The following is a 25,178-nucleotide window of genomic DNA, read 5'->3' as shown; positions in this document are numbered from 1 at the left end:
TTCATTTGACCAAATAAATCCTTTGTCAGTGTCATTTCTTGGGTATTATATCCCGATATCCCATAGTTTTTTTGTAATTTTGCATTATTATATCATTACTATAAACCAATCAGAAGATTGACATGAAACTTACAGAACTGACAGCCATATCACCTGTTGACGGACGCTATCGTGGAAAATGCGCAAGTCTTGACGAATATTTCTCGGAGTATGCCCTTATCCGTTATCGTGTTAAGGTCGAGATAGAATACTTCATCTCGCTTTGTGAATTACCCCTTCCGGCACTTGCTGATTTCCCTGTTTCACTTTTCGGTAAGTTACGCGAGATATATGAAAACTTTACAGTCGAAGATGCCACGAAGGTCAAAGAGATTGAGAGTGTGACAAATCACGATGTGAAAGCTGTGGAGTATTTCATCAAGGAGCGTTTTGATCTTCTCAACATTTCTCAGTATAAGGAATATATCCATTTCGGTCTGACATCACAGGATATCAATAATACGTCTGTACCTATGTCGATTGCGGATGCACTGCGCGAAGTGTATCGTCCGCGCATCGTGGAATTGATTGATCATCTTGAAAGCCGTGCCGATGAATGGTATGATATACCCATGCTTGCCAAGACTCACGGTCAGCCTGCGTCACCCACGCGTTTAGGCAAGGAGATCCGAGTGTTCAGCTATCGTCTCAAGCGTCAGCTTGCACAGCTCGACGCGGTTGAGATCTCCGGAAAATTCGGCGGTGCCACCGGTAATTTCAACGCTCATCTTTGTGCGTTCCCTGAAATAGACTGGCGTGCGTTCGGCGCGAAGTTCCTTTCAGAAAAGCTTGGAATTGTACGCGAGGAATACACTACACAGATTTCTAACTATGATAATCTGGCTGCGCTTTTTGATGCGCTTGCCCGAATCAACAATATTATTCTTGATCTTGACCGCGATATGTGGATGTATATTTCCATGGAATATTTCAAGCAGAAGATCAAGGCCGGCGAAGTCGGATCATCGGCTATGCCTCATAAGGTAAATCCCATTGACTTTGAAAATTCCGAGGGTAATATCGGCATAGCCAATGCTGTGTTCGGACACCTTGCCACGAAGCTGCCTGTTTCGCGTCTCCAGCGAGACCTGACTGACTCGACAGTCCTCCGCAACATCGGTGTCCCCTTGGCTCATACGCTTATTGCGATTGCTTCGACAATGAAGGGACTCGGCAAGCTGCTCCTTAATCGTGCAGCAATTGATGCTGATCTTGACAACACATGGAGTGTTGTTGCCGAGGCCATTCAGACTGTTCTCCGTCGTGAAGGGTACCCCAAACCCTACGAGACCCTCAAGGCTCTTACCCGTAAGAACGAGGCTGTGACGGCAGAGAGCATTGCTGAATTCATCGATACACTCAATGTGTCGGATGCTGTAAAGGCCGAGCTTAAAAAACTTTCACCTCACAGCTACACCGGCTATTGATATTAAACGGCCGGAAGAATACGATATATGGATACAAGCACTAAAATACGTTTCGGCTTTATAGCGGTGTTGTGGCTTTTTCTCTGCTATCTGGTCATTTCGTCGCAGCCCTTTACGCTTTGGACCGCTTTTGTAATCATTGCTTCCGGTATTGTTGTTTGGGTACCTCTCTATAAGAAATACATAAAGAATGGAAAAGGAAACGAAGGCCGATAAGTATCCGCTTCTGTCGCACATCGACTCACCGGCAGATCTGCGTAAACTATCTGTGGAGCAACTTCCACAGGTATGCAGTGAGCTGCGCTCGTTTCTTATCAACTCGCTCTCGTCACATCCCGGACATTTTGCCTCAAGCATGGGAGCGGTTGAGCTGACAGTCGCGCTTCATTATGTGTTCAACACCCCGTATGACCGTATCGTGTGGGATGTCGGTCATCAGGCTTACGGACATAAGATCCTCACTGGACGGCGCGACAAATTCGATACGAACCGCACTTTCGGTGGCCTTGCTCCTTTCCCATCCCCAAAGGAGAGCGAATATGATACATTTACCGCCGGCCATGCCTCAAACTCCATTTCGGCTGCTTTAGGCATGACGGTGGCAAGTGCGTTACAGAACGAGACACCCCGCCGCAACGTTGTCGCCGTAATCGGCGACGCTTCAATAAGCGGCGGTCTGGCCTTCGAGGGGCTGAACAACGCGGCGAATGCCAACTCCAACCTCCTGATCATTCTCAACGACAATGATATGTCGATTGACCGCAATGTCGGTTCTCTCAACTCGTATCTTGCCCATCTTACAACATCAAAGACTTACAACACCCTTCGCTATAAGTTTGCTAATTTCATGCGCCGTCATCATCTCGTGACCGATAAGGGCAAAGGAATGATCACGCGCTTCAACAATAGCCTCAAATCGCTCATAACGAAGGAGCAGAATATATTCGAAGGTCTTAACATAAGATACTTCGGTCCGTTTGACGGTCACGATCTCAAGACTGTCATCAATGTTCTGAATGAGATCAAGGATTTCTCAGGTCCCCGTATCCTTCACCTCCGGACAGTCAAAGGCAAGGGGTATGCACCGGCCGAGCAGAATCCTGCCGCATGGCATGCTCCCGGTAAGTTTGATGTTTCTACCGGAAAAATTATAAAAGACAGTGCGAAAAAAGCCCCTAAATATCAGGATGTGTTCGGCGAAACACTCGTGAGCCTTGCCGAGCGCAATCCCAAGATTGTCGGTGTGACAGCGGCAATGTCGTCTGGCACATCAATGATCAAGCTACAGAATGCTTTTCCTGAACGCACCTTTGATGTCGGTATATCCGAAGGCCATGCTGTCACCTTTGCAGGAGGTCTTGCCAAAGAGGGGATGAAACCTTTTGTGGCAATATATTCCTCATTCCTTCAACGCGCCTATAGCCATATCATCCACGATGTGGCAATCGAAGGCCTTCCGGTCACCTTCTGTCTTGACCGTGCAGGAATCGTCGGTGAGGACGGTGCTACGCATCATGGCGTGTTTGACATCGCTTATCTCCGTTCCATACCCGGAATGACCGTCGCTGCACCCCGCAGTCTCGACATGTTGCGTAATCTTATGGTAACGGCCGAGAAATTCAACGGCCCGTTTGCCATCCGCTATCCGCGTGGCAATGGTGACAAGGACATAAGCGAAGAAATGCATGAGCTACCGGTCGGTAAAGGAGAACTTCTCTCGGATGGAAAGGATCTGGTTGTTCTCACACTTGGTCCGGTCGCATCTGATGCTGCAAAGGCTATTGATAAAGCACGTGAGGAGCTTGGAATCAGCATCGCGCATTTCGACATGATATTTGTCAAACCTATGGATGCATCGATCCTCCAGCGTATCGCCGAAATGAATGTCCCCGTCATAACGGTCGAGGATGGTGTCATCGACGGTGGCATGGGATCGGCCGTCATGGAAGGGTTGGCCGGACTTGGATCGAAAGTGCCGGTTCATCGTCTCGGAGTTCCTGATCGTTTTATCCCTCATGGTAGTCCGGCGCAGCTTAAGAATCTGTGTGGGTTTGACGCCGACGGTATTTTCACTACCATAAGCAAAGTCGCTAATAAAGAAAAAGACAATTCCAAATAATGAAGATTGTTATTGCCGGGGCTGGTGAAGTCGGCTCCCATCTGGCCAAACTTCTTTCAAACGAAGAACAGGACATTACCGTCGTCGATAGCGACAGTGATAAATTGTCCGTGCTTGATGCCAATTACAATCTACTGACGTGTCAGGGTTCGCCCACATCTTTCGCCACGCTGCGTCAGGCAGGAGTGGAGGGTTGTGACCTATTTATTGCCGTGACCCCGTTTGAGACGCGTAATATTGTCGCCTGTGCCATCGCAAAGAGTCTGGGAGCATCCAAGACTGTCGCACGTGTCGATAATTACGAGTTCAAGAACCCTGATCACCGTGATTTTTTCGTTAACATAGGTGCCGATGACATGATCTACCCTGAGCATCTTGCTGCGATGGAGATCATCGAGGCATTGCGCCACAACTGGGCTCGCCATTGGTTTGAGCTTCATGAAGGGCAGCTGATACTCGTTGGTGTGAAACTGCGTGACAACGCGCCGCTTCAAGGCATGCAGTTGCGTGAGCTCGGTATGACGGAGCATAGTTTCCACGTTGCCGCCATCAAGCGTAACCATGAGACCATCATTCCCGGTGGTATGGATCGCCTGCAGCTCAACGATATCGTCTATTTCATGACCACGCGTGATCATGTCGATTCTCTTGTCCCGCTCTGTGGAAAGACCGAGCATAAAATCCGCGATGTCCTTATCATGGGCGGAAGCCGTATTGCTATTCGTCTCTGCGCTATGGTCGGCGATGAGTTCAACATCAAGATCATGGATATGGACCGCGACAACTGTCTACGCCTGTCCGAGAAATGTCCCAACGCGAGGATCATCAACGCCGATGCGCGTGACACCGATGCCCTTTTGGATGCCGGAATCACTGACATTGAGGCTTTTATCGCGTTAGCAGACAGCAGTGAGACGAATATCCTTACATGCCTCTCTGCAAAAGAACTCGGTGTTGTCAAAACTATCGCTGAAGTCGAGAACCTGCAATTCATTTCCGAAGCTGAGGGTCTCAACATCGGCACCATAATCAATAAAAAACTCCTTGCCTCCTCAAGAATATTCCAGATGCTTCTTGACCGCGACACCTCCACTACCAAATGCATGGCCTTGGCCGATGCGGAAGTGGCAGAAATCGTCGCCGGGGAGGGATCTAAGATCACCCGTGCCGCCGTCAAGGATCTGAAACTCTCGCGCGATATGACCATAGCCGGACTGATCCGTGACGGAAAGGGCTATCTCGTGTCCGGCAATACCGTGATCCAGCCGGGCGACCGCGTTGTCGTGTTCACTCTCAACGGTCTCCTCCATAAGGTCGAAAAATTATTCAAATGAGTTCGGATCTCCCGGTGATTTTCAGAAATCAGGGAATTTCCGCGGTTTAATAAAGTGCATTAAGACCCATGTCAATACGCCTGCTCCGTTATCGGCCTACTGTAATTAATATTCCGGTGGTACTTCGTGTCATCGGACTCCTTCTTATGATCGAGGCCGCTTTCTTCATCGTTCCGCTTGTCACAAGTCTGATCTATCATGAGAGGGACTGGTTGTGTTTTCTCGTCACAATGCTCGTCACCTTCGTCGCAGGTACTATCATGACTTTCGGTATCCGTCCGCGCAATCCGCGTATGGGAAAGCGTGAGGGATTCCTGCTGACGGCACTTATATGGGTCTTCTTCTCGGCATTCGGTATGTTGCCGTTCATCTTCATGGACAGGCAGCCGATGTCGGTGTCCGATGCGTTTTTCGAGGCCATGTCGGGCTTTACCACTACAGGTGCATCTGTGCTTACCTCCATTAGCCATCTCAGTCATGGCATGATTATATGGCGCAGCCTCATGCAGTGGATCGGAGGTATGGGTATAATCCTTTTCACTCTTGCTGTTGTCCCCATGCTCAACCATTCGGGTGGCATGCAGATGTTCAATGCTGAAGTGACGGGTATTACCCACGATAAACTCCGTCCGCGTATATCGCAGACAGCCAAGGGACTGTGGCTCATATATATTGTTCTGACAGTCATCCTCTTCGTCCTCCTTATCCTCGGCCCTATGAACATTTTTGAGGCGATCTGCCACGCGTTCAGCGTCATGTCAACCGGAGGATTCTCGACTGCCGACAACGGGATCGACGCGTGGAATTCTGTCTATATTGAGAGCGTTATCACCGTTTTCATGTTCCTTGGCGGAACAAGTTTTGTCTTGCTTTATCACATGGCACACGGTGAATTCAAGCCTATATGGCATAACGAGGTATTCCGCACCTATGTCGGCATCATATTCGTGTGCTATATCCTCTTTGTCATAGCTATCGTTTTTCACGGTGAAGCTTACTCCCTGAAATCGGTTACTCTCGATCCACTTTTCCAGATTGTCTCTACAATCACATCTACTGGCTATGAGGCACCGGCTTTCTCTTCGTGGGGCACTTTTGTGCTGGCCATAGTTTTTGCACTCATGTTTTTCGGATCGTGTGCCGGCTCGACGAGTGGCGGAGCCAAGATTGACCGCTTGATCTACCTGCTCAAGCATTGCCGTAACGAGATTGTCCGCTGTGTATATCCTAACTACATATTCACTGTCCGCGTGAACAAGCGCGTCATCCCTCACGATATTGTGGCGAAAGTGATAGCTTTCCTCTGCCTGTATGTCATGATCATAATGGTCGGAGGCATCATTCTCTGTGCGCTCGGACTCCCGCTGATCGATTCGTTCTTTTCGGCATTCTCGTGCATAAGCAACACGGGACTTGGTGCTGGTGTCACTGGCTATGGTGGCAACTATGAGATAGTCCCCGATGTCGGTAAATGGATTTTAGCCCTCATAATGATGATAGGCCGTCTCGAACTCTTCACCGTGCTCATCCTCTTCACCCCTACTTTCTGGAAGAAGTAAGTGCCGCCTGAAAGTTTGTTTTTAGAAGTAAAAAAGTATTATCTTTAAGTGTGAGACAATGATGGAAATTAGGAAAACGATAGGAATTTTTGTCGCATTCGTGCTTCTTTCAGATTCGAGTTGGAATGTGGATAAGTTTATCAATGATTTGAAAGAATTATGGAATATTGATTTTTCAAAAGCCTATCGTAATGAAAATACTTTGGTAGAATCCTACGACGATGGTTATGTCGGGGTGACATTTGTCTCATCACCGATTCCCGGCCAAGAAGCCGAACAGTGTGCCGCGCTAAATTATATGTGGCCCGAAGCTATGGATATAGTGAAATCCCATAAAGCCCATATCATTATTACTGTGACAGGCGATGAAACAGGCGTTATCGAAAATGCAAAGATGATTACTAAGATTGCCGATGCTTGCTTGAAGCAGGAAAATGCAATTGCAGTTTATTCAGACGGTGTGGTTCATCATCCTGCCGATTATGGTTTTATTGCTCAGTGCATGAAGGACGGAGAGCTCCCGATCCTTGATTGGGTATGGTTAGGGATCGCCAAGTCAGGAGATATTCCGGGAATCTATACCTATGGACTGCGTAAATTCGGAAAAGAAGAAATAGAAGTCTATGCAGATGCCGAATTTAAGGATGTAAGAAATTTTGTACTCAATATGGTTGATTATGTCCTGAGTAATGACGCGACATTGAAGGATGGTGATACAATAGGTTTTTCAGATGATCAAAGATTGCCGGTAAGCTTGAGTAAGGGCATAGCGATTGACGGTCAAACTATAAAGATACAATATCCGAAGGAATGATATAGGGGGGTAGAGTAGGATGAATATCATATATAGTGACGATTAATCGATTGCCTATAAATGAGCTTGTGCCGCGTATGGCCGGTGGATGGGTTATCCGGTCATAGGCGGCACAAGCGCGATGTGAGTAATATAATGATTATGCGTTATTTGACTATCGGCGATGGGGTTGAGGAGCGGTAGTCGGGATCAAAAATCAGGTTGAGGACATGGGCGAGACGGAGGCCGCCGTTTAGAAATTGTTTCTCGACGGTAGGAGTCCAGTCTGCTACCTCATTGTAGGAGATATTATCCCTTTCGGAGAAATACTTATAGACGTTGTTACAGATTCCGATTGTTTCCTTGGCCCAGTCATCCACAGTTCCTGAAACAATTTCGGCCTGAACTTCGACAGGTGCACGGTCAATCTGCTGCTGCCACTCGGTATATCCCCACTTGTGGGCTGATTCGGGAATCGATGAATCCCATACGGAATGAAGATTGTTGTCACGACCGAAATATTTTACTTTAACGCGGTTGCCTCCGAGGTCAGTGGCATGACCCATGTGGAGTGGCTGATGAAGGTCGCCGACCACGTGGACGAGAATTTTCATAGCGAGACGCGATTCCTCGATCGGAGTGTCGGGAGTGGAGAGGGTTTCAATCTGAGCCTTTATAGCAGTGACGGCATCACCTGCCGGATTAGCCTGCGCTTCCTCATAACGCTCGCCCTCGTCAACATTTTTATAGTGCCATGTTTTTGTAAAAGCGTATGGTTTTGTGTGGCTGGCATTGTCGAGCCAGTTGGCCCAATAGACCATCGATTTGCCTTCGAGGATTGAATCGACAGCTGCACGGGTGACAGGTGTAAGATGGTTCTCAGCAATATAAGCTGTGACATCGTGGCCTTTCTGTCCCCAGCCGAACGCTGTGACAGCCATAGCTGACATGAATATTGAAATAAAACTGCGTTTCATCTATATGGATTTGAATTGGTTTGAATTATCTATGCAAATCTACGCAACTTAGACCAATCTCACAAGAAAAATCCGATGTTTAATCCGGTGCGTAGTGGAAATGAAAGGTAAATTGTGGGAATTTTATTCGGCCGGAAGGTCTGTCGCGTCATCCGTTTTGCTGCGTGACAGCCGGCCGTGACGGCGGAGTGATTCGGCGATGATCCATTGGATCTGACCGTTGACCGAACGGAATTCCTGCGCCGCCCAAGCCTCTACCTTTTCCATTGTAGCGGCGTCGAGACGGAGCAGGAAGCTTTTACCGGTTTCTTTCTTAGCCATTCGGAAGGAATGTTGGTTATATTCTGAGGGGTGGGATACGCGTCATTAGTTATACAACGACCCTGTGTTCAGCACGGGTTGTGCAGGTTCGTCTGCACAGAGAACCACGAGCAGATTGCTGACCATCGTAGCCTTACGCTCCTCGTCAAGCTCGACCACATTCTCTTCTTTCAGCTGATCGAGAGCCATTTTCACCATTGAGACAGCACCTTCGACAATTTTTTCTCTTGCGGATATGATGGCCGATGCCTGCTGACGGCGAAGCATCACGGCTGCGATCTCCGGGGCGTAGGCGAGATAGTTCAAACGGGCTTCGATTACTTCTATTCCGGCCATTGAAAGGCGTTCGTTGAGCTTGTTTTCGAGCAGTTCCACTATTTCGTGGCTTCCACCGCGCAGTGTGATCTGATCTGTCGATGAACCTTCATCATCGTATGCGAACAGGCCTGTCACTTCGCGCAGGGCGGCATCGCTCTGTATGCTGACGAAGTTTTCGAGAGCGGTCGCTGTTGCACGTGAGCTTGATGAATCAAAGCCGATTTTTCCGGCTGAATTTACGGTTATCGAGCTTTCAGGTTCGCTGTCAATGTCAAATACGGCACGATAGGTGTCCTTGACTTTCCAAACGAGCACCATACCGATCATCACGGGATTGCCCACCTTGTCATTAACCTTGATCGGTGCCACGTCCATGTTGCGTATGCGGAGCGAGATCTTTTTCAAGGTCATGAAAGGATTGACCCAGAAGTAGCCGGTGAGACGGCAGGTGCCGCAATATTTACCGAAGAATATCATGACGCGGGCCTGATTTGGTTGCTGGATGAAAAATCCCGCCGTACATATAAAGAAGAGGATTGTCAGTACGCCGACCGGAATCCAAAGGAGAGGTGATTCAAGATCCGGAACGATGAAGAACATACTGACAGCGAGAGCAGGAATAACGATAAGATTGACAAACAGCATTAGGAAACCGTTATAGACTTTTCCCTCATAGCTGAATTCCTTGTTTGAATCGGAGTGAGTCATGGCAGTTGAAATTGTGATATTAAAATGATATTATTTTGTATCGCAAAGATAGCTATGAACTTTGACAAATCCAAATTTAAGTGCGAGATATCTGACGCAAGAATTAATGATTTTGCTATATTTTTATCAATTAAGTCATGTCATTAAAAATACTACCTACCCCACGTATATGCTTGATAAATGGACACCTTGACGATGAGCATTTGGCATACGTGGGGTAGGTAGTATTCTCAGTATTAAATTATCTGGATAGACTTAATGGACTGGGAAATTGTCAGTTGGATGGCTTTTTATCCGATGAGTTCTTTTTTGACGAGTGCTTGGCGTAGGCCTGAGCCATGCGTGTGTGATAGGCGCGGCGTGCATATCCGGGACCATTGTAACCGCGGGCAAAAGTTGCCCAATCCTTCTCGCGCAAGGGCTTCAGAAGACCGGAATTAGTGATGAATTCAGCAAACATGTCAAGCTGGGTGCGTTCGGAACTCGCCATTTTTTTTGCAAAATCCTCAAGGCTTTCAGCTCCACATTTTTTCCAGTTGAATCCACCTATCTGAAACATTCCCCAGAATGTACCTTCGATGGCTGCATGCGGATTGATTGTCATCGCAGCGTCGAGGCGACGGTGAGCCTTGGTCTGTGAGCCGCTTGACGAAGCGAACACAACAGAGTGTGACTTGCTGTATTTGGCAAGATTTATGCCACGGCGTGTGGCAAAGCGGCGAAACATGGCCAGATCAAAATTGATCAGCGGTTTGCCGGGAGCGGCGAAGCCTTGATGTGAGTGTCCGGCTTCGATTTCAACAACAGCTTTTATGGCGGCCACTTCGACTCCAAGCCGTTTGGCCACATCTTCAAAATCTTCCTCTGTCAGAGTTATGATGGTATCGGAAGGGAGATTTTCGTAATCTGCTATCGTTTTTGAGATGCTGTCGGTACTTGTTTTCATTGAGGTGTCCTCTTCGGTCTTTGAAAACAGCATTGCCGAGAAGACGATGACAAGTATCAGCAGAGCGAAACGTTTTAGCATAAAATTTGATTTAGTGTAACAATAAGCCCTTTTACGCCACACGGCGCAGGGGGATAACTATCCGGATTGTGATGATTATAAGTGTCGAGGAGTCTCATGCGTAGCCCATACGATTCGCTGCATTGGCAATGGCATTACGCCTCAGGATAGATGACGCTTGATAAGCGTGGAAGGTTGATTCATAGCTTGATTCCCTGTCATGGATGAATGAAGTCCGGACATAAACGGGAATGAATGGCGGAGAGAAGCCGGCAGGCTGGTGATAAATATACGTTGATGCCTGCTCAGGAGGTGGTCAGACGAATGGATTGATTTTTTCCATGACCCGCGGAAAATTCATGGAGATTTACGCGGGCCATGGATAAATCGGTAGTTACGGCACGGAGGCCGCGGATTTTACTTTTTGAGTTCTCCTACTTTTTCAAGTGTACGCTTGAGCTGACCCCAGAAGCGTTCGACCGCAGGAATGTACATTCTCTCTGAGGGAGAGTGGACATCGCGGAGTGTAGGGCCGAACGAAACCATGTCGAGGTGAGGATATTTGGTCAGGAAGAGGCCGCATTCGAGACCGGCATGGATGGCTTTGATAGCGGGAGTCACACCGTAGAGTTCCTGATATGCGTCACGGCTGATCTTCATGATGGGCGATTCGAGATTGGGCTGCCATCCGGGATAGCCGTCGCCATGCTCGACGCGTGCGCCTGCGAGGAGGAACACGGCTTCGACCTGACGGGCGATGTCCCATTTGCGTGACTCGACGGAGCTGCGCTGGCTTGTGGTGACAACGATAGTGTTGTCAGGTGCCATCTTGACTGATGCGAGGTTGGTCGATGTCTCGACAAGACCTTCGAGATCACGGCTCATGGAGATCACACCGTGAGGTGCGCAGTAGAGGGCGCGGATGATGTTGAGCGATGTGGTCTGGTCAATGGTGAAGTCAGGGGTATCGACACTCTCCATTGTGATCTTGAGATTGGGTTCAAGACCTGCATACTCGTTTTCGAGGTCAGCGATATAATGGTTGAGGGCTACGCGGACTTCTTCCTTACGTGATGTGTGGACACCGATGATGGCGTGGCTCGCGCGCGGAATGGCATTGCGGAGGTTACCGCCGTCGATTTCAGAGAGCACCACCTCATGTTTCTCTGAAAGGAGGAAGAGGAAGCGTGCAAGCAGTTTGTTTGCATTGGCGCGTCCGAGGTGGATATCGCCACCGGAGTGTCCACCGTTGAGACCTTCGATATTTATCTTGAAGTAAAGGAAGTCCTTGGGTGCGAAAGAACGGTTGTAATTGAAGAATGCCTGAGTATCGACACCGCCTGCGCAGCCGACAAAGATCTCGGCGTCATCCTCTGAGTCAAGGTTGAGGAGGATAGATCCGGTAATCATGTCAGAACCGAGATTGAACGCGCCTGTCATACCTGTCTCTTCATCGACAGTGAAGAGGGCTTCCAGCGGCCCGTGTTCGAAAGAGTCGTCGATAAGGGCAGCAAGCGATGCTGCCATGCCGATGCCGTTGTCAGCACCGAGGGTTGTTCCTTCGGTACGAATCCAGTCACCATCAACCACAGCGGGGATGGGATTGTTTGCAAAGTCGAAATTCTTGTCATTTGACTCGCACACCATGTCCATGTGGCCTTGGAGGATCAGTGTAGGAGCGTTTTCATGGCCGGGAGTGGCGGGCTTCGAGATGACGACGTTACCTACCTTGTCGGTCTTGGCCGTTAGATTGTGTTTTTTTGCAAAATCGAGGAGGTATTGACGAATTTTCTCTTCCTTCTTGGAGGGACGGGGGATCTTGGTGATCTCGTCGAAAATTTCGAAAACCTCGCGCGGTTGAAGATCTTTGATTTCCATATTATAGAAATTTTAAGGATGTGAGTGACTTGTTAAAAAACAGTCACCTGCCGCTGTAAGGGCATGACTTATTTTAGCAAATATTAGCGCAAGTGTGAAACAAGTGTTAAATATCTCACATTTGCACCACTAAATTATAAAATAAAATTGAGATACATGCTATAATTTAGACTAAATTGCTACTTTTGCATCGGAAAACCCGATTTGACTATGAAAATTATACTTGTAACTGCCATTCTCGCTGTAATCCTGACCGGAGTAGCCGTGGCTGTAATGGGAGTGAAAGTGTGGTTTGTCAAAGGAGGAAAATTTCCAACCGGTCACGCCCACGATATTCCGGAATTGAAACGCCGTGGGATAGGCTGCGCCCACAGAAACGACGACAGCCGACCATGAAAATGACTTTTAAGAAAAATAAATCAGTATCTCAATATTACATTCTTATCACACATGAACAAGTTAGCAATATCAGCTTCTACGCTGCTTCTAAGTCTTTTTGCCCTTACTGCTACCTCGTGCGGCGGTTCAACGTCAAGCGATTCCGCAGCCGGAGCTCCTGTCCAAGCAGCAACGGCCGATGGCGCAACGACCACTACCAGCCTTAACATCCGTTACATCGATTCAGACTCGCTGATGACACACTACAATCTTGCAAAGGATTTTCAGGAGGCATCAATGCGCGCCGTTTCGAAAATTGAAAGCGCACGTCAGGCGAAGGCTACCGAGATTCAGAAGTTTGCCGCCGCTATCGAACAGAAGGGCCGCAGCAACGGCTATCTCACCGAGGCAAGCTACAACGCCGATATGCAGAAGCTCCAGAAGATGCAGCAGGATGCAGAAGCTTATCTCGCAAACCTCAGCCGCAACACCGAAAACGAACTGGGCCAGCAGCAGCTTCAGCTCAACGATTCGATCGAGAACTACATCAAGATCTACAATGCCTCCAAGGGTTATGACGCTATCCTATTCAAGGCTGCCGGTATCTACTTCAATCCGGCTCTTGATATCACAAACGATATAATCGAAGGTCTCAACGCCCGTTATAACAAGGTGGATGCTTCAAAGTAAGCATCCTCACTGACGGTCAGGCCGACTAAGATGTAATCAGCCCCGCGATCCTTAAAACGATCGCGGGGCTGATTACATAAGTTGACTGCAAAATACGTGTGTAAGACAGATTGAACGGGAGTAATCTTTAGTAAATATTATTATGGTGAATACGTTCGTGTCGTAGGGGATGACGTGTCCGGCAGGCGGGTTCAACGGTAGTCGGCGAAACGTACCTGAAGTTTCTTGCGGGCGAAGAAGATGCGGCTTTTGATAGTACCGAGCGGGAGATTCATCTTTTCGGCGATTTCGTTGTACTTATAACCGGCGACGTGCATTGAGAAGGGGATACGGTATTCGTCGGCAAACTCGTTGATTGCAGCGGAGATTTCGTTTGCGCTGAAAGTTCCTTCCGGAGTTGCGAAGCCCGAATCCTGTGAGAGATTGAGATGGTAGAGGTCCTCGGTCTGATCAACAACAGTAGCCGAGCGGGACGCACGGCGATAATTGTTGATAAAGATGTTGCGCATGATAGTGAATACCCATCCCTTGAAGTTTGTATTATCAACATACTTGCTTTCGTTGTCGAGGGCCTTCAGGGTAGTGTCCTGTAGGAGGTCGTGTGCATTCTCCTTGTCGGAAGTTAGCATTAAGGCGAAGTTGAGAAGATTGCCCTGAAGGCTCATCAGCTTGTCTTGAAATTCCTGAGTTCCCATAATTTTAATGATTAGAGAGATGAAAGAGATGTTGATTTAATGTTTACGCTTCAAAGTTACGAGTATTTCCACATACGGGAGTGTTTGCGAGATAAAAAAGAGATGAGCATATTGCAATTAATTGATTATTGATAGTTATTTGCCTGTAAATCAGTGTTATATCGCGAGTAAAATATTGTTGCAAAATTGTTGCGATGTCACGGTTGTTACAATTTGTTACAAAAAAATATTGTGGTTGTGACGTTCGGGATCATCGTCTGACAGCTCCGGCATTGGCGGTCGGTAGAGGAGATGGATACGCGATCAAATGGAGGAAGCTATGATGCAAGATGAATAGAAGCTATGGTGCGAAATAAGGGAAGCGTCCGCAAAACAATTCGCGGACGCTTCTATGTGGTGTGTGTTTTAGATCTTATAGATGTAGATTGTCAGTACTTAAATGAAATTCTTAATCTTATTTATTATTTATATCTTTTTGAACCTTATCTTAAAACAATCTTTCTTATTTTAGAAATGCCCGGAGACTCGTTTGGGCTATTGATATATGAGTTGATCTCTACAAAATAGTTTTTTATTGACGCCGGGACTTCGGCCCGGAGTGATGTGTTTTTTTCCAGTCAGATCAGAGAGGCTTAATTACAATTGACAGATACTCTCTAAACGATGGTTGACTGCGCCTTAACGGTAGTCAGCGAAACGCACCTGAAGTTTCTTGCGGGCGAAGAAGATGCGGCTCTTTACAGTACCGAGGGGAAGATTCATCTTCTCTGCGATCTCGTTGTACTTGTAACCGGCAACGTGCATTGAGAAGGGGATGCGGTATTCATCGGGGAACTCGTCGATTGCAGCAGAGATCTCGTTTACGCCGAATGAACCTTCGGGAGTTTCAAGACCTGAGTCCTGTGAGAGGTTGAGGTGGTAGAGGTCCTCGGTCTGGTCAACAACAGTTGCAGTGCGGGCAACGCGACGATAGTTGTTGATGAAGATGTTGCGCATGATGGTGAAAACCCAACCCTTGAAGTTGGTATTGTCAACATACTTGCTTTCGTTATCGAGTGCTTTCAGAGTGGTGTCCTGAAGAAGATCGTAAGCGTTATCGCGGTTTGAAGTAAGCATCAGTGCGAAGTTGAGGAGGTTGCCCTGAAGGCTCATAAGCTTGTTCTGAAATTCCTGAGTTCCCATAATTATATCGTTTTGAGAGTTGAACGTGTTGTTTGTAATTTTTAGCCTTTCTGAAGGGCTTTGTTTTGTTTGACACTTCAAAATTACAACGAATATCGCCGATAGAAACATTTTTAATGTAAAAATATGTTAATTTGGTGACATACTTGTTACAAATAGGGGTAATATGTTGGGGGATAGGTATTTAAAGGCTAAAAATAATAATTACAAAAATGTTACAGTGTAACATATCTTGTAATAAGATCTGTAACAAGAATGTTCCTGCGCCGGCCCACCGGTGGCGACAAGACATGGCTGGATATGTCAGGGAGCGTGACAGGCATATTAAGGATTGAACGAGGGGAAGGTGCATGCACGCTTGTAGCCGTACGGATTGACGGCTTTGTCTGCACTATATACTTTAGATATAGATGTCAGATGTCAGATGGCGGGAAAATGGATAGCGTTACTTTATCTAAGTTGATAATGGTTGAGAGCTATGTGGTTTGTAAAAAAGATTCTATTTAGACATTACACTGGTATAATGTCACGTCGGACAATTTTGTTTAGTAAAATTTCATATTTAACCAAATTAACATATTTCAAGTTAAAAACTGAAATAAATTAACCAAATCAAATGATAGATAAAAAATCACCGCCGATCCTTCAATATGGATCGGCGGTGAGGTTCTTGTTATATGTAAAAGCTTACTGTGAAGCTCTCTACATTAGCTTAATCAGCGAATTTTGCCTTGATGAACTCGCGGTTGAGACGTGCGATGTTGCTGAGGGGAACGTTCTTGGGACATTCAGCTGCACAAGCACCGGTGTTTGTACAGTTGCCGAATCCGAGTTCGTCCATCTTCTTCACCATTGCGCGTGCGCGACGAGCGCGTTCTACCTGTCCTTGGGGCAGGAGTGCGAACTGGCTTACCTTCGCGCTGACGAAGAGCATGGCTGAACCGTTCTTGCAGGCGGCGACACATGCGCCACAGCCGATACAGGTTGCAGAGTCCATAGCCACGTCGGCCACTTCCTTGGAGATGGGGAGGTTGTTGGCATCGGGAGCACCGCCGCAGTTGAACGACACGTAACCGCCTGCCTGCTGGATCTGGTCAAACGCGTTGCGGTTCACCATGAGGTCGCGGATCACGGGGAAGGCAGCCGAACGCCAAGGTTCGATTGTGATTGTGTCCTCGTTGTTGAACTTACGCATGTGGAGCTGGCAGGTAGTGATGCCCTGCACAGGACCGTGGGGATGACCGTTGATATAGAGTGAGCACATACCGCAGATGCCTTCACGACAGTCACTGTCAAACACCACAGGCTCTTCGTTGCGATCGACGAGCTGCTGGTTGAGCATATCGAGCATCTCAAGGAATGAACTTCCGGTAGAGACGTTCTCAACGCGGTAGGTCTGGAATGAACCCGGTTCTTTGGGGCCACGTTGACGCCAAATCTTGAGGTTTACATTTATAGTATGTTCCATTTTTCTTCGAAATTTTCTTATGATTTGTAGTTACGTGTTTGAACCTTGATTTCAGTGTAGTTGAGGGGTTCTTTGAGAAGTACGGGCTTCTCGTTGTCGCCGGTGTATTTCCAGCAGGACACATACATGTAGTCCTTGTCGTTACGTGCGGCCTCACCGTCGGCGAGCTGATACTCTTCGCGGAAGTGTGCGCCACATGACTCGTTGCGGTTGAGGGCGTCGATTGCCATCATCTTGGCCATCACGAGGAAGTCCTCAAGGCGGAGTGCCTTTTCGAGCTCGGTGTTGAGATCGTCAGCACGGCCTACGATACGGAGATCGGTGTAGAATTCCTTGCGTACATCCTCAAGCTCGTCGAGAGCTTTTACGAGGCTCTGGAGCGTACGGCCCATGCCGACGAAGTTCCACATCACATGACCGAGACGCTTGTGGATCTGGTCGGGCGATTTCGTACCCTTGATGTTCATGAGCTTGTCGATACGGGCGCGGACAGCCTTCTCAGCTTCGTCGAATTCCTTGGACTTGGTCGAGAAGTGAGGCACCTTGATCTGATCGCTGAGGTAGTTCTGCATAGTGTAGGGGAGCACGAAGTAACCGTCGGCAAGACCTTGCATGAGGGCTGATGCACCGAGGCGGTTTGCACCGTGGTCAGAGAAGTTGCACTCACCGATAGCGAAGAGACCCTTGATTGAAGTCTGGAGTTCGTAGTCAACCCAGATACCGCCCATTGTGTAGTGGCTGGCGGGGAAGATCATCATCGGGGTCTGATAGGGATTGTCGTCAGAGATCATCTGATACATATCGAAGAGGTTGCCGTAGCGGTCACGCACTACATCTTCGCCAAGACGCTCGATGGCATATTTGAAGTCGAGATATACGGCGTTGCCTGTACCTACACCGAAACCTGCGTCGCAACGCTCCTTGGCAGCGCGGCTGGCGATGTCGCGGGGACAGAGGTTACCGAACGCGGGATAGCGGCGTTCGAGGTAGAAGTCGCGGTCTTCGTCGGGAATATCGGTCGGTTTCTTCTTGCCGGCGCGGATGGCTTCTGCGTCCTCTTTCTTCTTGGGCACCCAGATGCGGCCGTCGTTACGGAGCGATTCGCTCATGAGGGTAAGCTTTGACTGATCCTCACCGTGGACGGGGATACAGGTGGGGTGGATCTGGGTGAAGGCGAGGTTGGCGAGATATGCGCCCTTCTTGAAGGCTTGGATGGCGGCTGAACCATTGCAACCCATAGCGTTGGTCGAAAGGAAGAATGCACGGCCGTAACCACCGGTTGCGAGAACTACGGCATGAGCGGCGTAGCGTTCGATCTCACCGGTGATGAGGTTGCGGACGATGATACCGCGTGCGCGACCATCGATGATAACGACGTCGAGCATCTCACGACGGTTGAACGAGCGTACAGTGCCCTTCTTGATCTGACGGTTGAGCGATGCGTATGCACCGAGGAGGAGCTGCTGGCCTGTCTGACCCTTGGCGTAGAATGTACGCGATACCTGTGCGCCACCAAATGAACGGTTGGCGAGGAGGCCGCCGTATTCACGTGCGAAGGGGACACCCTGAGCCACGCACTGGTCGATGATGTTGTTTGACACCTCGGCGAGACGATACACATTGGCTTCGCGTGAACGGAAGTCACCGCCCTTGATGGTGTCGTAGAACAGACGATAGACAGAGTCACCGTCGTTCTGATAATCCTTGGCTGCATTGATACCGCCCTGTGCTGCGATAGAGTGAGCGCGGCGGGGAGAATCCTGTATGCAGAAGTTATATACATTGAAGCCGAGTTCGCCGAGAGTCGATGCCGCGGATGCACCGGCGAGACCTGTACCTACCACGATTACGTCAAGGTTGCGCTTGTTGGCGGGGTTGACGAGTTTCTGGTGAGCCTTGTAGTTGGTCCATTTCTGAGCGAGCGGGCCTTCGGGGATTTTGGAGTCAATCTGATATTCAGGAAGCTTGGAGGATTCGATGTCAGCGTAATCCTTCATGATGGGGGTAGAGTCGATCATACCCTCAAGGTTCTTGATGTCTGCCATATCTGTGATGTGGTATTGTTTACAATATGATTATTAACATCCGCTGTTGGCACGGACTGTGAACACAATAGCTTCGGCAATGAAGAGAAGAACCACGATGGTTGTCCACCAGCAACCGATGCTTTTGAGGCGGGGAAGCCAAGTGTCGTTATCCCATCCGCAGCTCTGGAACATTGACCAGAAACCGTGGTTCATGTGGAACCAAAGGGCGATGAAGCCGATGATATAGACGATGGGAGTCCAGACGCAGCTGAATGCAGCATTGATGAAGTAGATACCGTTCTGCGGATCGGGATAGTGCTGGCCTAAGATTTCAGCCAACTGCATCTTTGCCCAGAACTGGATCATGTGGACAACGAGGAAGGCAAGGATCACGATACCGAGGACGAGCATGTTTTGCGATGCCCATTCAACCTGTACGGGTTTTGATACCACTGCATAGCGGTCGTTACCGCGAGCCTTGCGGTTCTGGAGTGTGAGCCACACGGCATAGCAGATGTGGATGATAAAGAGAACGGCGAGACCGATGGATGCGACGAGCGCATACCAGTTAGCTCCGAGGAATGCGCAGACTGCATTGTAGCCTTCAGGCCAGAACAGTGCCACTCCGTTCATCAGACAGTGAAACGTGACAAATAGGACAAGGCAAATGCCCGTGAGAGCCATCACGAACTTCCTTCCTACAGATGAGCAAGTTAACCACATAGTTGGAATTGAAATTAAAAAAATTATTAGATTTTTGAATAATGAAATTGTGCTATGGGAACATCGGTGCTGACGACCGTGCGTTGTACTATTATGCGTGTATCATGGACATGTCACGCTTTATAGTGCAAAGTTACGGTAAAACATCGGTCTTTACAAGAATTAAAGAAAAATTTCTTTAACTGAGTGTAATAATCCTTAACACCTCGGAGCGTGTGGGAGGGTGGTGTGGCCTTGGCTGTATGGTTACGGAAGATTTTATATTTATATTATAATATAAGGTGGTAACTGCATTAATAGTGAGGGGGAGGATGATAAAATTGCACATTTTTTGAAATTTTTGCGAATAATGTGTATTTTTGTAACCTGTAATTTTATCCATTCCTCATCCCCATGCTTATCCTCTATCGTATTTATCAGGTCTTAGTGATGTGCCCGATCATTCTTGTGGCTACGATCATCACAGCTGTTTTGACAGTCATTGGTTCTGCCCTTGGATTTGGCCGATGGTGGGGATATTATCCTGAGATCATCTGGTCGCGTCTGTTCTGCTGGCTGGCTTTCGTCCGTGTGACTGTTAGCGGACGTGAGAATATAGATCCGGCCGTGAGCTATGTGTTTGTGGCTAATCATCAGGGAGCCTACGACATTTTTACGATCTACGGTTATCTTGGTCATAACTTCCGGTGGATGATGAAACAGAGTCTGCGGAAAATTCCTTTCGTCGGATGGGCCTGCCAGTGGGCACACCAGATATTTGTTGACAATTCCTCCCCCTCGGCCACCCGTAAGACCATGCAGAAGGCCGAGAAGGTGTTGAGCGGTGGCATGTCGCTGGTGGTCTTTCCTGAAGGCGCGCGCACGTGGAATGGTGAGATGCGTCAGTTTAAGAAAGGTGCTTATCGTCTTGCCGTGGAGTTCAATCTTCCGGTGGTTCCCCTCACTATAGACGGAGCGTTTGCTGTCCTGCCGCGTTTCAAGAAACTTCCTGTGCCCGGTCACATCCACCTTACGATCCATAAGCCCATCTTCCCGTCGGCCGACGGTCATGATCTCGGACGGTTGATGGAGGAGTCCCGTTCGGCTATAGCCTCGGCTCTTTGATCCACTTTAAGTTTTGTCGGTAGTGCCCGTGAACCATACGTGGGGCACGGATGTTATTATTCGTGAGGGACCGGAATATGATACGTTTCATTTTCGGCCCTGCTGTGCGTAATGACTATTCCTGCCGATGCGTTTTTTTGACATTTTGTCAGTAGAGACTGACACCGCTCGGTTTTGGCACGGTTTATGCGATATCATGAATCGGACAGAGGAGTCCTCTCCAAAGTCCATAGACATAGAATTTAATCATCAATAACTAACTATAACACGAAACACTATGAATATTAAGCCATTAGCTGATAGAGTGCTGATTAGCCCCACTCCTGCTGAAGAAGTAACTGCAGCCGGTATCATCATCCCCGATACTGCAAAGGAAAAACCCCTGCGTGGAACAGTCGTGGCTACCGGCAACGGAACCAAGGATGAGGAAATGGTCGTTAAGAACGGCGATGAAGTCCTTTTCGGCAAATATGCAGGTTCTGAAGTGGAACTTGAAGGCACAAAATACCTTATCATGCGTCAGAGCGACATTCTGGCCATTCTTGAAAAGTAAGATCCTGACAAAACAAGGTCTTTTATTCAATCCTCCCTCCTCAAAAAAACAACGTATCATTTAACCTGTAGATAAATATTTAGGAAAATGGCAAAAGAAATTAAATTCGATATAAAGGCTCGTGAAGAGCTAAAGAAAGGTGTCGATGCTCTCGCCGACGCCGTAAAGGTAACCCTTGGTCCTAAGGGCCGTAACGTCATCATCGAAAAGAAATTCGGTGCTCCCCACATCACCAAGGATGGTGTGAGTGTGGCTCGTGAAGTGGAACTCGAAGATCCCTTCCAGAACATGGGAGCTCAGCTCGTCAAGGAAGTTGCTTCCAAGACTGGTGATGATGCCGGTGACGGTACGACCACTGCTACCGTGCTCGCACAGGCCATCATCAATGTCGGTCTCAAGAACGTGGCTGCCGGTGCTAACCCGATGGACATCAAGCGCGGTATCGACCGTGCGGTAGCAGTCGTGGTTGAAGGCATCAAGTCTCAGAGCGAGGAAGTGGGCGACGATTTCAAGAAGATCGAGGACGTGGCCCGCATTTCGGCTAACAATGACGAAGCCATCGGCCGTCTGATCGCTGAGGCTATGAAGAAGGTTAAGAAGGAAGGTGTTATCACCGTTGACGAGGCCAAGGGTACTGAGACTACCGTTGACATCGTAGAGGGTATGCAGTTCGACCGCGGTTACATCTCACCCTACTTCGTGACCAACACCGAGAAGATGGAGTGCGTTATGGAAAGCCCCTTCATCCTCATCTACGATAAGAAGATCTCCAACATCAAGGATATCCTTCCCGTCCTCGAACAGACCGCACAGTCCGGCCGTGGCCTCCTCATCATCTCTGAGGATGTCGATCAGGAAGCACTTGCAACTCTCGTTGTCAACCGTCTCCGTGGTTCGCTCAAGGTTTGTGCTGTCAAAGCTCCCGGTTTCGGTGACCGCCGTAAGGAAATGCTTGAGGATATCGCAGTGCTCACGGGCGGCGTAGTCATCTCTGAGGAGAAGGGTATGCAGCTCACAGCAGCTACCGTTGATCAGCTTGGTCGTGCCGAGAAGATCACCGTCAACAAGGAGAACACTACTATTGTCAACGGTGCAGGTAACAAGGATGCCATCGCAGCACGTATCGCTCAGATCAAGACTCAGATCGAGCAGACCACAAGTGACTATGACCGCGAGAAACTTCAGGAACGTCTCGCCAAGCTCGCAGGCGGTGTAGCCGTGCTTCATATCGGTGCTCCCAGTGAGGTCGAGATGAAGGAGAAGAAGGATCGCGTCGATGACGCCCTTTCTGCAACCCGTGCGGCTATCGCTGAGGGTATCGTCCCCGGTGGTGGTGTGGCTTACATCCGTTGCGTGAAGTCACTTGAGAACCTCAAGGGTGCTAATGATGACGAGACCACAGGTATCAACATTGTGCTCCGTGCCATTGAAGAACCTCTTCGTCAGATCGTGGCCAACGCAGGTGAGGAAGGTGCAGTAGTTGTGCAGAAAGTCAAGGACGGTAACGCCGACTTCGGTTACAACGCTCGTACCGGCAACTATGAGAATCTTCTCTCAGCAGGTGTCATCGATCCCGCCAAGGTTACCCGTGTGGCTCTTGAGAATGCAGCCTCTATCGCAGGAATGTTCCTCACCACTTCATGTGTCATCGCTGACAAGAAAGAGGAAAATCCCGCACCCGCAATGCCCGCACCCGGCATGGGAGGCATGGGCGGAATGATGTAATGAAATGCTCATAAATCATGTAAGTTTTCTTACATGTAGGTCTTATAGAAAAAATCCATTCCTGATCAGGAGTGGATTTTTTTGTTATGGTATATCGCTATTCATTCAAATCTCAAAGAGGCAAAAAGTAATTAGTGCAAAATTTTATAAATACTTGTATATAGTTCATTATTAAGTTATCTTTGCAGTGTAAACTATAATGTTTTCAAATATTAAGTACAGAATAGCAATTGTATGGAGACAACTTCAATTCGGGTAAAGCTTGGTGATCTCTTGCTAGATCCCAATAACTATCGCTTTATAGATAGATCGGACTATACTCCGGTCTCTGCGGAGCATATTGCTGAAGAGAGGGTGCAGAAGCGAACATTAGATTTTTTGCGCGGTAAATCCTACGAAAATATAGAAGATCTGATTAATAGTTTTAAGACTAATGGAATTCTTAAGCAGGATCCCATTCAGGCTAAACGTACATCCAACGGTCAGTTAGTAGTGATTGAGGGCAATCGTCGTACAGCTGCCCTGAAAACCCTTCAGGATCGTAATGCCCGTAATCTTGATATTGGCATATTGCAACCTGAGGATTTCGATAATATAGAAATTATTGAGATACAACCCTCATCTTCTGGTTCTGATCGAAAGCAGGAACTGATAGCAATGGGTTTGAATCATATCGGTGGAAAGAAACGCTGGAGTCCACTCAATCAAGCACAACTCGTCTATGATCTTCTTCATCAATGCGATATGAAAGAGGATGATGTCTGTGCTTCGCTTGGCATATCCAAGCAGTTGCTGAAACGTAGTCAGCGTACACTTGGTCTGATAAGTCGATATAAGCAAAGTGATTTTGGAGATCAATTCACCACAACGATGTATTCTATTTTTGAGGAAATCATGAAAACACCTGATATAAAGGGTTGGCTGAAATGGAATGATGCAGAGATGAGTTGTGGTAATGCTGTAAATGAGGAAAAGCTTTTCAGTTGGATTTCGAGGATTGAAGATTCTGAGACTTCGGATGATTTCGATTCTGAAATGAGGATTTTGTCTGAACCTATAATTACTAAAAGTACGGATATCCGAAATCTTGCAAAATTTATTAACGATAAGAAAGCGATCGCAGAAATGGAAGCGAAACGAGACCTTGTAAACGCTTTTGCCAATAGCACGGCTGTTGGTAAAAATGAGGTTCAGAGTGCGCTTCAGAATTTGGAAATCGACCTTAAAAAGCTGAAGAAATCAAGTGATTATATTGAACTTAAACAAGTTGCAAAGCTTAACGAATGTAAAGAATTGCTTCGTTCTCTTGCCCCTGATAATGGTTCGATACCTCGCTTGAACCCGACGAATATTCATAATATTGATGAGGGTGTTTTCAATGGTTTTGATGTATTGGATATTGGTGATTATCGTTGCCTTTCCAATATTGAGTTGGATCGTTTATCAAGAATTAATTTATTCGTAGGACAGAATAATTCCGGAAAGACATCTATGCTTGAGGCGGTTTATATTCTTTCGCAGCTTAACGATTTATCATCTTTTATTGAACTTGAACGCCTGCGTGGTAAATTTTATGATCATTTTGATCCACGGTGGGTGTCGAGAATATTTAATTCGGATATATATCTACATGGCAGATATGCTGCAGGAAATAATACGAATGTTGCAAATGTCGCAATCATTAAGGATGACTCCGATTCGGTGCAGAATCGAACCGGTTATTTGACAACTTTGAGATGCGAAGCAATAGGTACGGAAAATTCTCATGAAGATGCTGTACTTTATGATTATAATAGTGAATTGCGGCTATATAGCTACAAATGGCCTGAGTTCATATATTCTAAGATGGTCCATCTTTGCTCCGCGTCTTTTACCAGTCCATACAGAAATAATGATGAGCTGTTGAAAATAGCTCATCGGATGGCTGTCCAAAATGGGTATATACAGGATATCCTTAATTTCATCCGTCGTGAGATGGATAGTCAGGTCATGGATATACAGTTGGTGGATATGGGAGCGGAATCACGCTTTTTTGTTACCTCTACTCGTCATGATAGAGGTATTGATCTGACGAAGTATGGTGAAGGTATGCAGCGCGTATTTGAAATTGCCTTGCTGATAGGATTGTGTCAAAATGGCATTCTGTGTGTAGAT

The 25,178-nt window shown here is 47.7% G+C and carries 21 protein-coding genes; 11 read left to right on the top strand and 10 right to left on the bottom strand.

All coding sequences use genetic code 11. From position 1 onward, the window contains the following. Positions 1-122: 122 nt before the first annotated feature. From purB to K2G41_RS11860, 5 genes are all read left to right on the top strand, one after another. On the top strand, positions 123-1,466 hold the full coding sequence (purB, locus tag K2G41_RS11880) for an adenylosuccinate lyase (protein WP_300118526.1): 1,344 nt from the start codon (positions 123-125) through the stop codon (positions 1,464-1,466). 190 nt (positions 1,467-1,656) lie between these two features. Next, positions 1,657-3,585 carry a 1-deoxy-D-xylulose-5-phosphate synthase gene (dxs, locus tag K2G41_RS11875; protein ID WP_300118523.1) on the top strand — a complete coding sequence of 643 codons (1,929 nt, stop codon included), beginning with the start codon at positions 1,657-1,659 and terminating at the stop codon, positions 3,583-3,585. Continuing rightward, on the top strand, positions 3,585-4,919 hold the full coding sequence (trkA, locus tag K2G41_RS11870; protein WP_300118520.1) for a Trk system potassium transporter TrkA: 1,335 nt from the start codon (positions 3,585-3,587) through the stop codon (positions 4,917-4,919). The genes dxs and trkA overlap by 1 nt, the downstream gene beginning before the upstream one ends. A 68-nt stretch (positions 4,920-4,987) precedes the next feature. Continuing rightward, positions 4,988-6,478 (top strand): potassium transporter TrkG, encoded by a 1,491-nt coding sequence (locus K2G41_RS11865; protein ID WP_300118518.1) that lies wholly within the window; start codon positions 4,988-4,990, stop codon positions 6,476-6,478. Between the two features lie 58 nt (positions 6,479-6,536). Then, complete coding sequence (locus tag K2G41_RS11860; RefSeq protein WP_300118515.1) at positions 6,537-7,292, top strand: DUF4261 domain-containing protein; 756 nt, start codon at positions 6,537-6,539, stop codon at positions 7,290-7,292. 146 nt (positions 7,293-7,438) lie between these two features. Here K2G41_RS11860 and K2G41_RS11855 read toward each other — a convergent pair whose 3' ends face one another. The 5 genes from K2G41_RS11855 to K2G41_RS11835 form a co-directional block, all read right to left on the bottom strand. Further along, on the bottom strand, positions 7,439-8,212 hold the full coding sequence (locus K2G41_RS11855; RefSeq protein ID WP_300118512.1) for a S1/P1 nuclease: 774 nt from the start codon (positions 8,210-8,212) through the stop codon (positions 7,439-7,441). A gap of 159 nt (positions 8,213-8,371) precedes the next feature. After that, complete coding sequence (locus tag K2G41_RS11850; protein WP_300118509.1) at positions 8,372-8,569, bottom strand: Arc family DNA-binding protein; 198 nt, start codon at positions 8,567-8,569, stop codon at positions 8,372-8,374. Between the two features lie 45 nt (positions 8,570-8,614). Beyond that, on the bottom strand, positions 8,615-9,595 hold the full coding sequence (locus K2G41_RS11845; RefSeq protein ID WP_300118506.1) for an SPFH domain-containing protein: 981 nt from the start codon (positions 9,593-9,595) through the stop codon (positions 8,615-8,617). Between the two features lie 274 nt (positions 9,596-9,869). Beyond that, entirely contained in the window at positions 9,870-10,622 is a 753-nt protein-coding gene (locus tag K2G41_RS11840) for an N-acetylmuramidase family protein (RefSeq protein WP_300118504.1), read from the bottom strand. A gap of 396 nt (positions 10,623-11,018) precedes the next feature. Beyond that, positions 11,019-12,479, bottom strand: coding sequence for an aminoacyl-histidine dipeptidase (locus K2G41_RS11835; protein WP_300118501.1), 1,461 nt, complete (start codon positions 12,477-12,479; stop codon positions 11,019-11,021). Between the two features lie 210 nt (positions 12,480-12,689). On the opposite strand from K2G41_RS11835, the gene K2G41_RS11830 reads away from it, so the two are divergent. Together K2G41_RS11830 and K2G41_RS11825 are read left to right on the top strand one after the other, a co-directional pair. After that, the gene (locus tag K2G41_RS11830) at positions 12,690-12,875 is read left to right on the top strand and encodes a hypothetical protein (protein WP_300118498.1); all 186 of its coding nucleotides are present in this window, start codon (positions 12,690-12,692) and stop codon (positions 12,873-12,875) included. 54 nt (positions 12,876-12,929) lie between these two features. Further along, on the top strand, positions 12,930-13,547 hold the full coding sequence (locus K2G41_RS11825) for an OmpH family outer membrane protein (RefSeq protein ID WP_300118496.1): 618 nt from the start codon (positions 12,930-12,932) through the stop codon (positions 13,545-13,547). Positions 13,548-13,738: 191 nt separating this feature from the next. Here the strand turns inward: K2G41_RS11825 and K2G41_RS11820 are convergent, their stop codons facing one another. The 5 genes from K2G41_RS11820 to K2G41_RS11800 all read right to left on the bottom strand — a co-directional run bounded on the left by K2G41_RS11820 (position 13,739) and on the right by K2G41_RS11800 (position 19,642). Further along, positions 13,739-14,242, bottom strand: a complete 504-nt coding sequence (locus K2G41_RS11820) for an RNA polymerase sigma factor (protein ID WP_300118493.1) — start codon at positions 14,240-14,242, stop codon at positions 13,739-13,741. Positions 14,243-14,920: 678 nt separating this feature from the next. Further along, positions 14,921-15,424, bottom strand: a complete 504-nt coding sequence (locus K2G41_RS11815) for an RNA polymerase sigma factor (protein WP_300118490.1) — start codon at positions 15,422-15,424, stop codon at positions 14,921-14,923. Between the two features lie 712 nt (positions 15,425-16,136). Further along, positions 16,137-16,892 carry a succinate dehydrogenase/fumarate reductase iron-sulfur subunit gene (locus K2G41_RS11810; RefSeq protein ID WP_300118487.1) on the bottom strand — a complete coding sequence of 252 codons (756 nt, stop codon included), beginning with the start codon at positions 16,890-16,892 and terminating at the stop codon, positions 16,137-16,139. 17 nt (positions 16,893-16,909) lie between these two features. Next, positions 16,910-18,889, bottom strand: a complete 1,980-nt coding sequence (locus tag K2G41_RS11805; RefSeq protein ID WP_300118529.1) for a fumarate reductase/succinate dehydrogenase flavoprotein subunit — start codon at positions 18,887-18,889, stop codon at positions 16,910-16,912. A gap of 81 nt (positions 18,890-18,970) precedes the next feature. Further along, entirely contained in the window at positions 18,971-19,642 is a 672-nt protein-coding gene (locus K2G41_RS11800; protein ID WP_300118485.1) for a succinate dehydrogenase cytochrome b subunit, read from the bottom strand. 393 nt (positions 19,643-20,035) lie between these two features. On the opposite strand from K2G41_RS11800, the gene K2G41_RS11795 reads away from it, so the two are divergent. The 4 genes from K2G41_RS11795 to K2G41_RS11780 form a co-directional block, all read left to right on the top strand. Continuing rightward, complete coding sequence (locus tag K2G41_RS11795) at positions 20,036-20,746, top strand: lysophospholipid acyltransferase family protein (protein WP_300118483.1); 711 nt, start codon at positions 20,036-20,038, stop codon at positions 20,744-20,746. A gap of 277 nt (positions 20,747-21,023) precedes the next feature. Continuing rightward, positions 21,024-21,299, top strand: coding sequence for a co-chaperone GroES (locus tag K2G41_RS11790; RefSeq protein ID WP_300118480.1), 276 nt, complete (start codon positions 21,024-21,026; stop codon positions 21,297-21,299). Positions 21,300-21,386: 87 nt separating this feature from the next. Then, on the top strand, positions 21,387-23,024 hold the full coding sequence (gene groL / locus K2G41_RS11785) for a chaperonin GroEL (RefSeq protein WP_300118477.1): 1,638 nt from the start codon (positions 21,387-21,389) through the stop codon (positions 23,022-23,024). Positions 23,025-23,258: 234 nt separating this feature from the next. Then, positions 23,259-25,178: AAA family ATPase (locus tag K2G41_RS11780; protein ID WP_300118474.1), on the top strand; the 1,920-nt coding region annotated here is incomplete at its 3' end.

This window comes from Duncaniella sp. (genome assembly GCF_029056165.1).
Classification (GTDB): domain Bacteria; phylum Bacteroidota; class Bacteroidia; order Bacteroidales; family Muribaculaceae; genus Duncaniella.
Note: the sequence above shows the minus strand (reverse complement) of the source record. Positions and strands in the feature narration are given on the sequence as shown.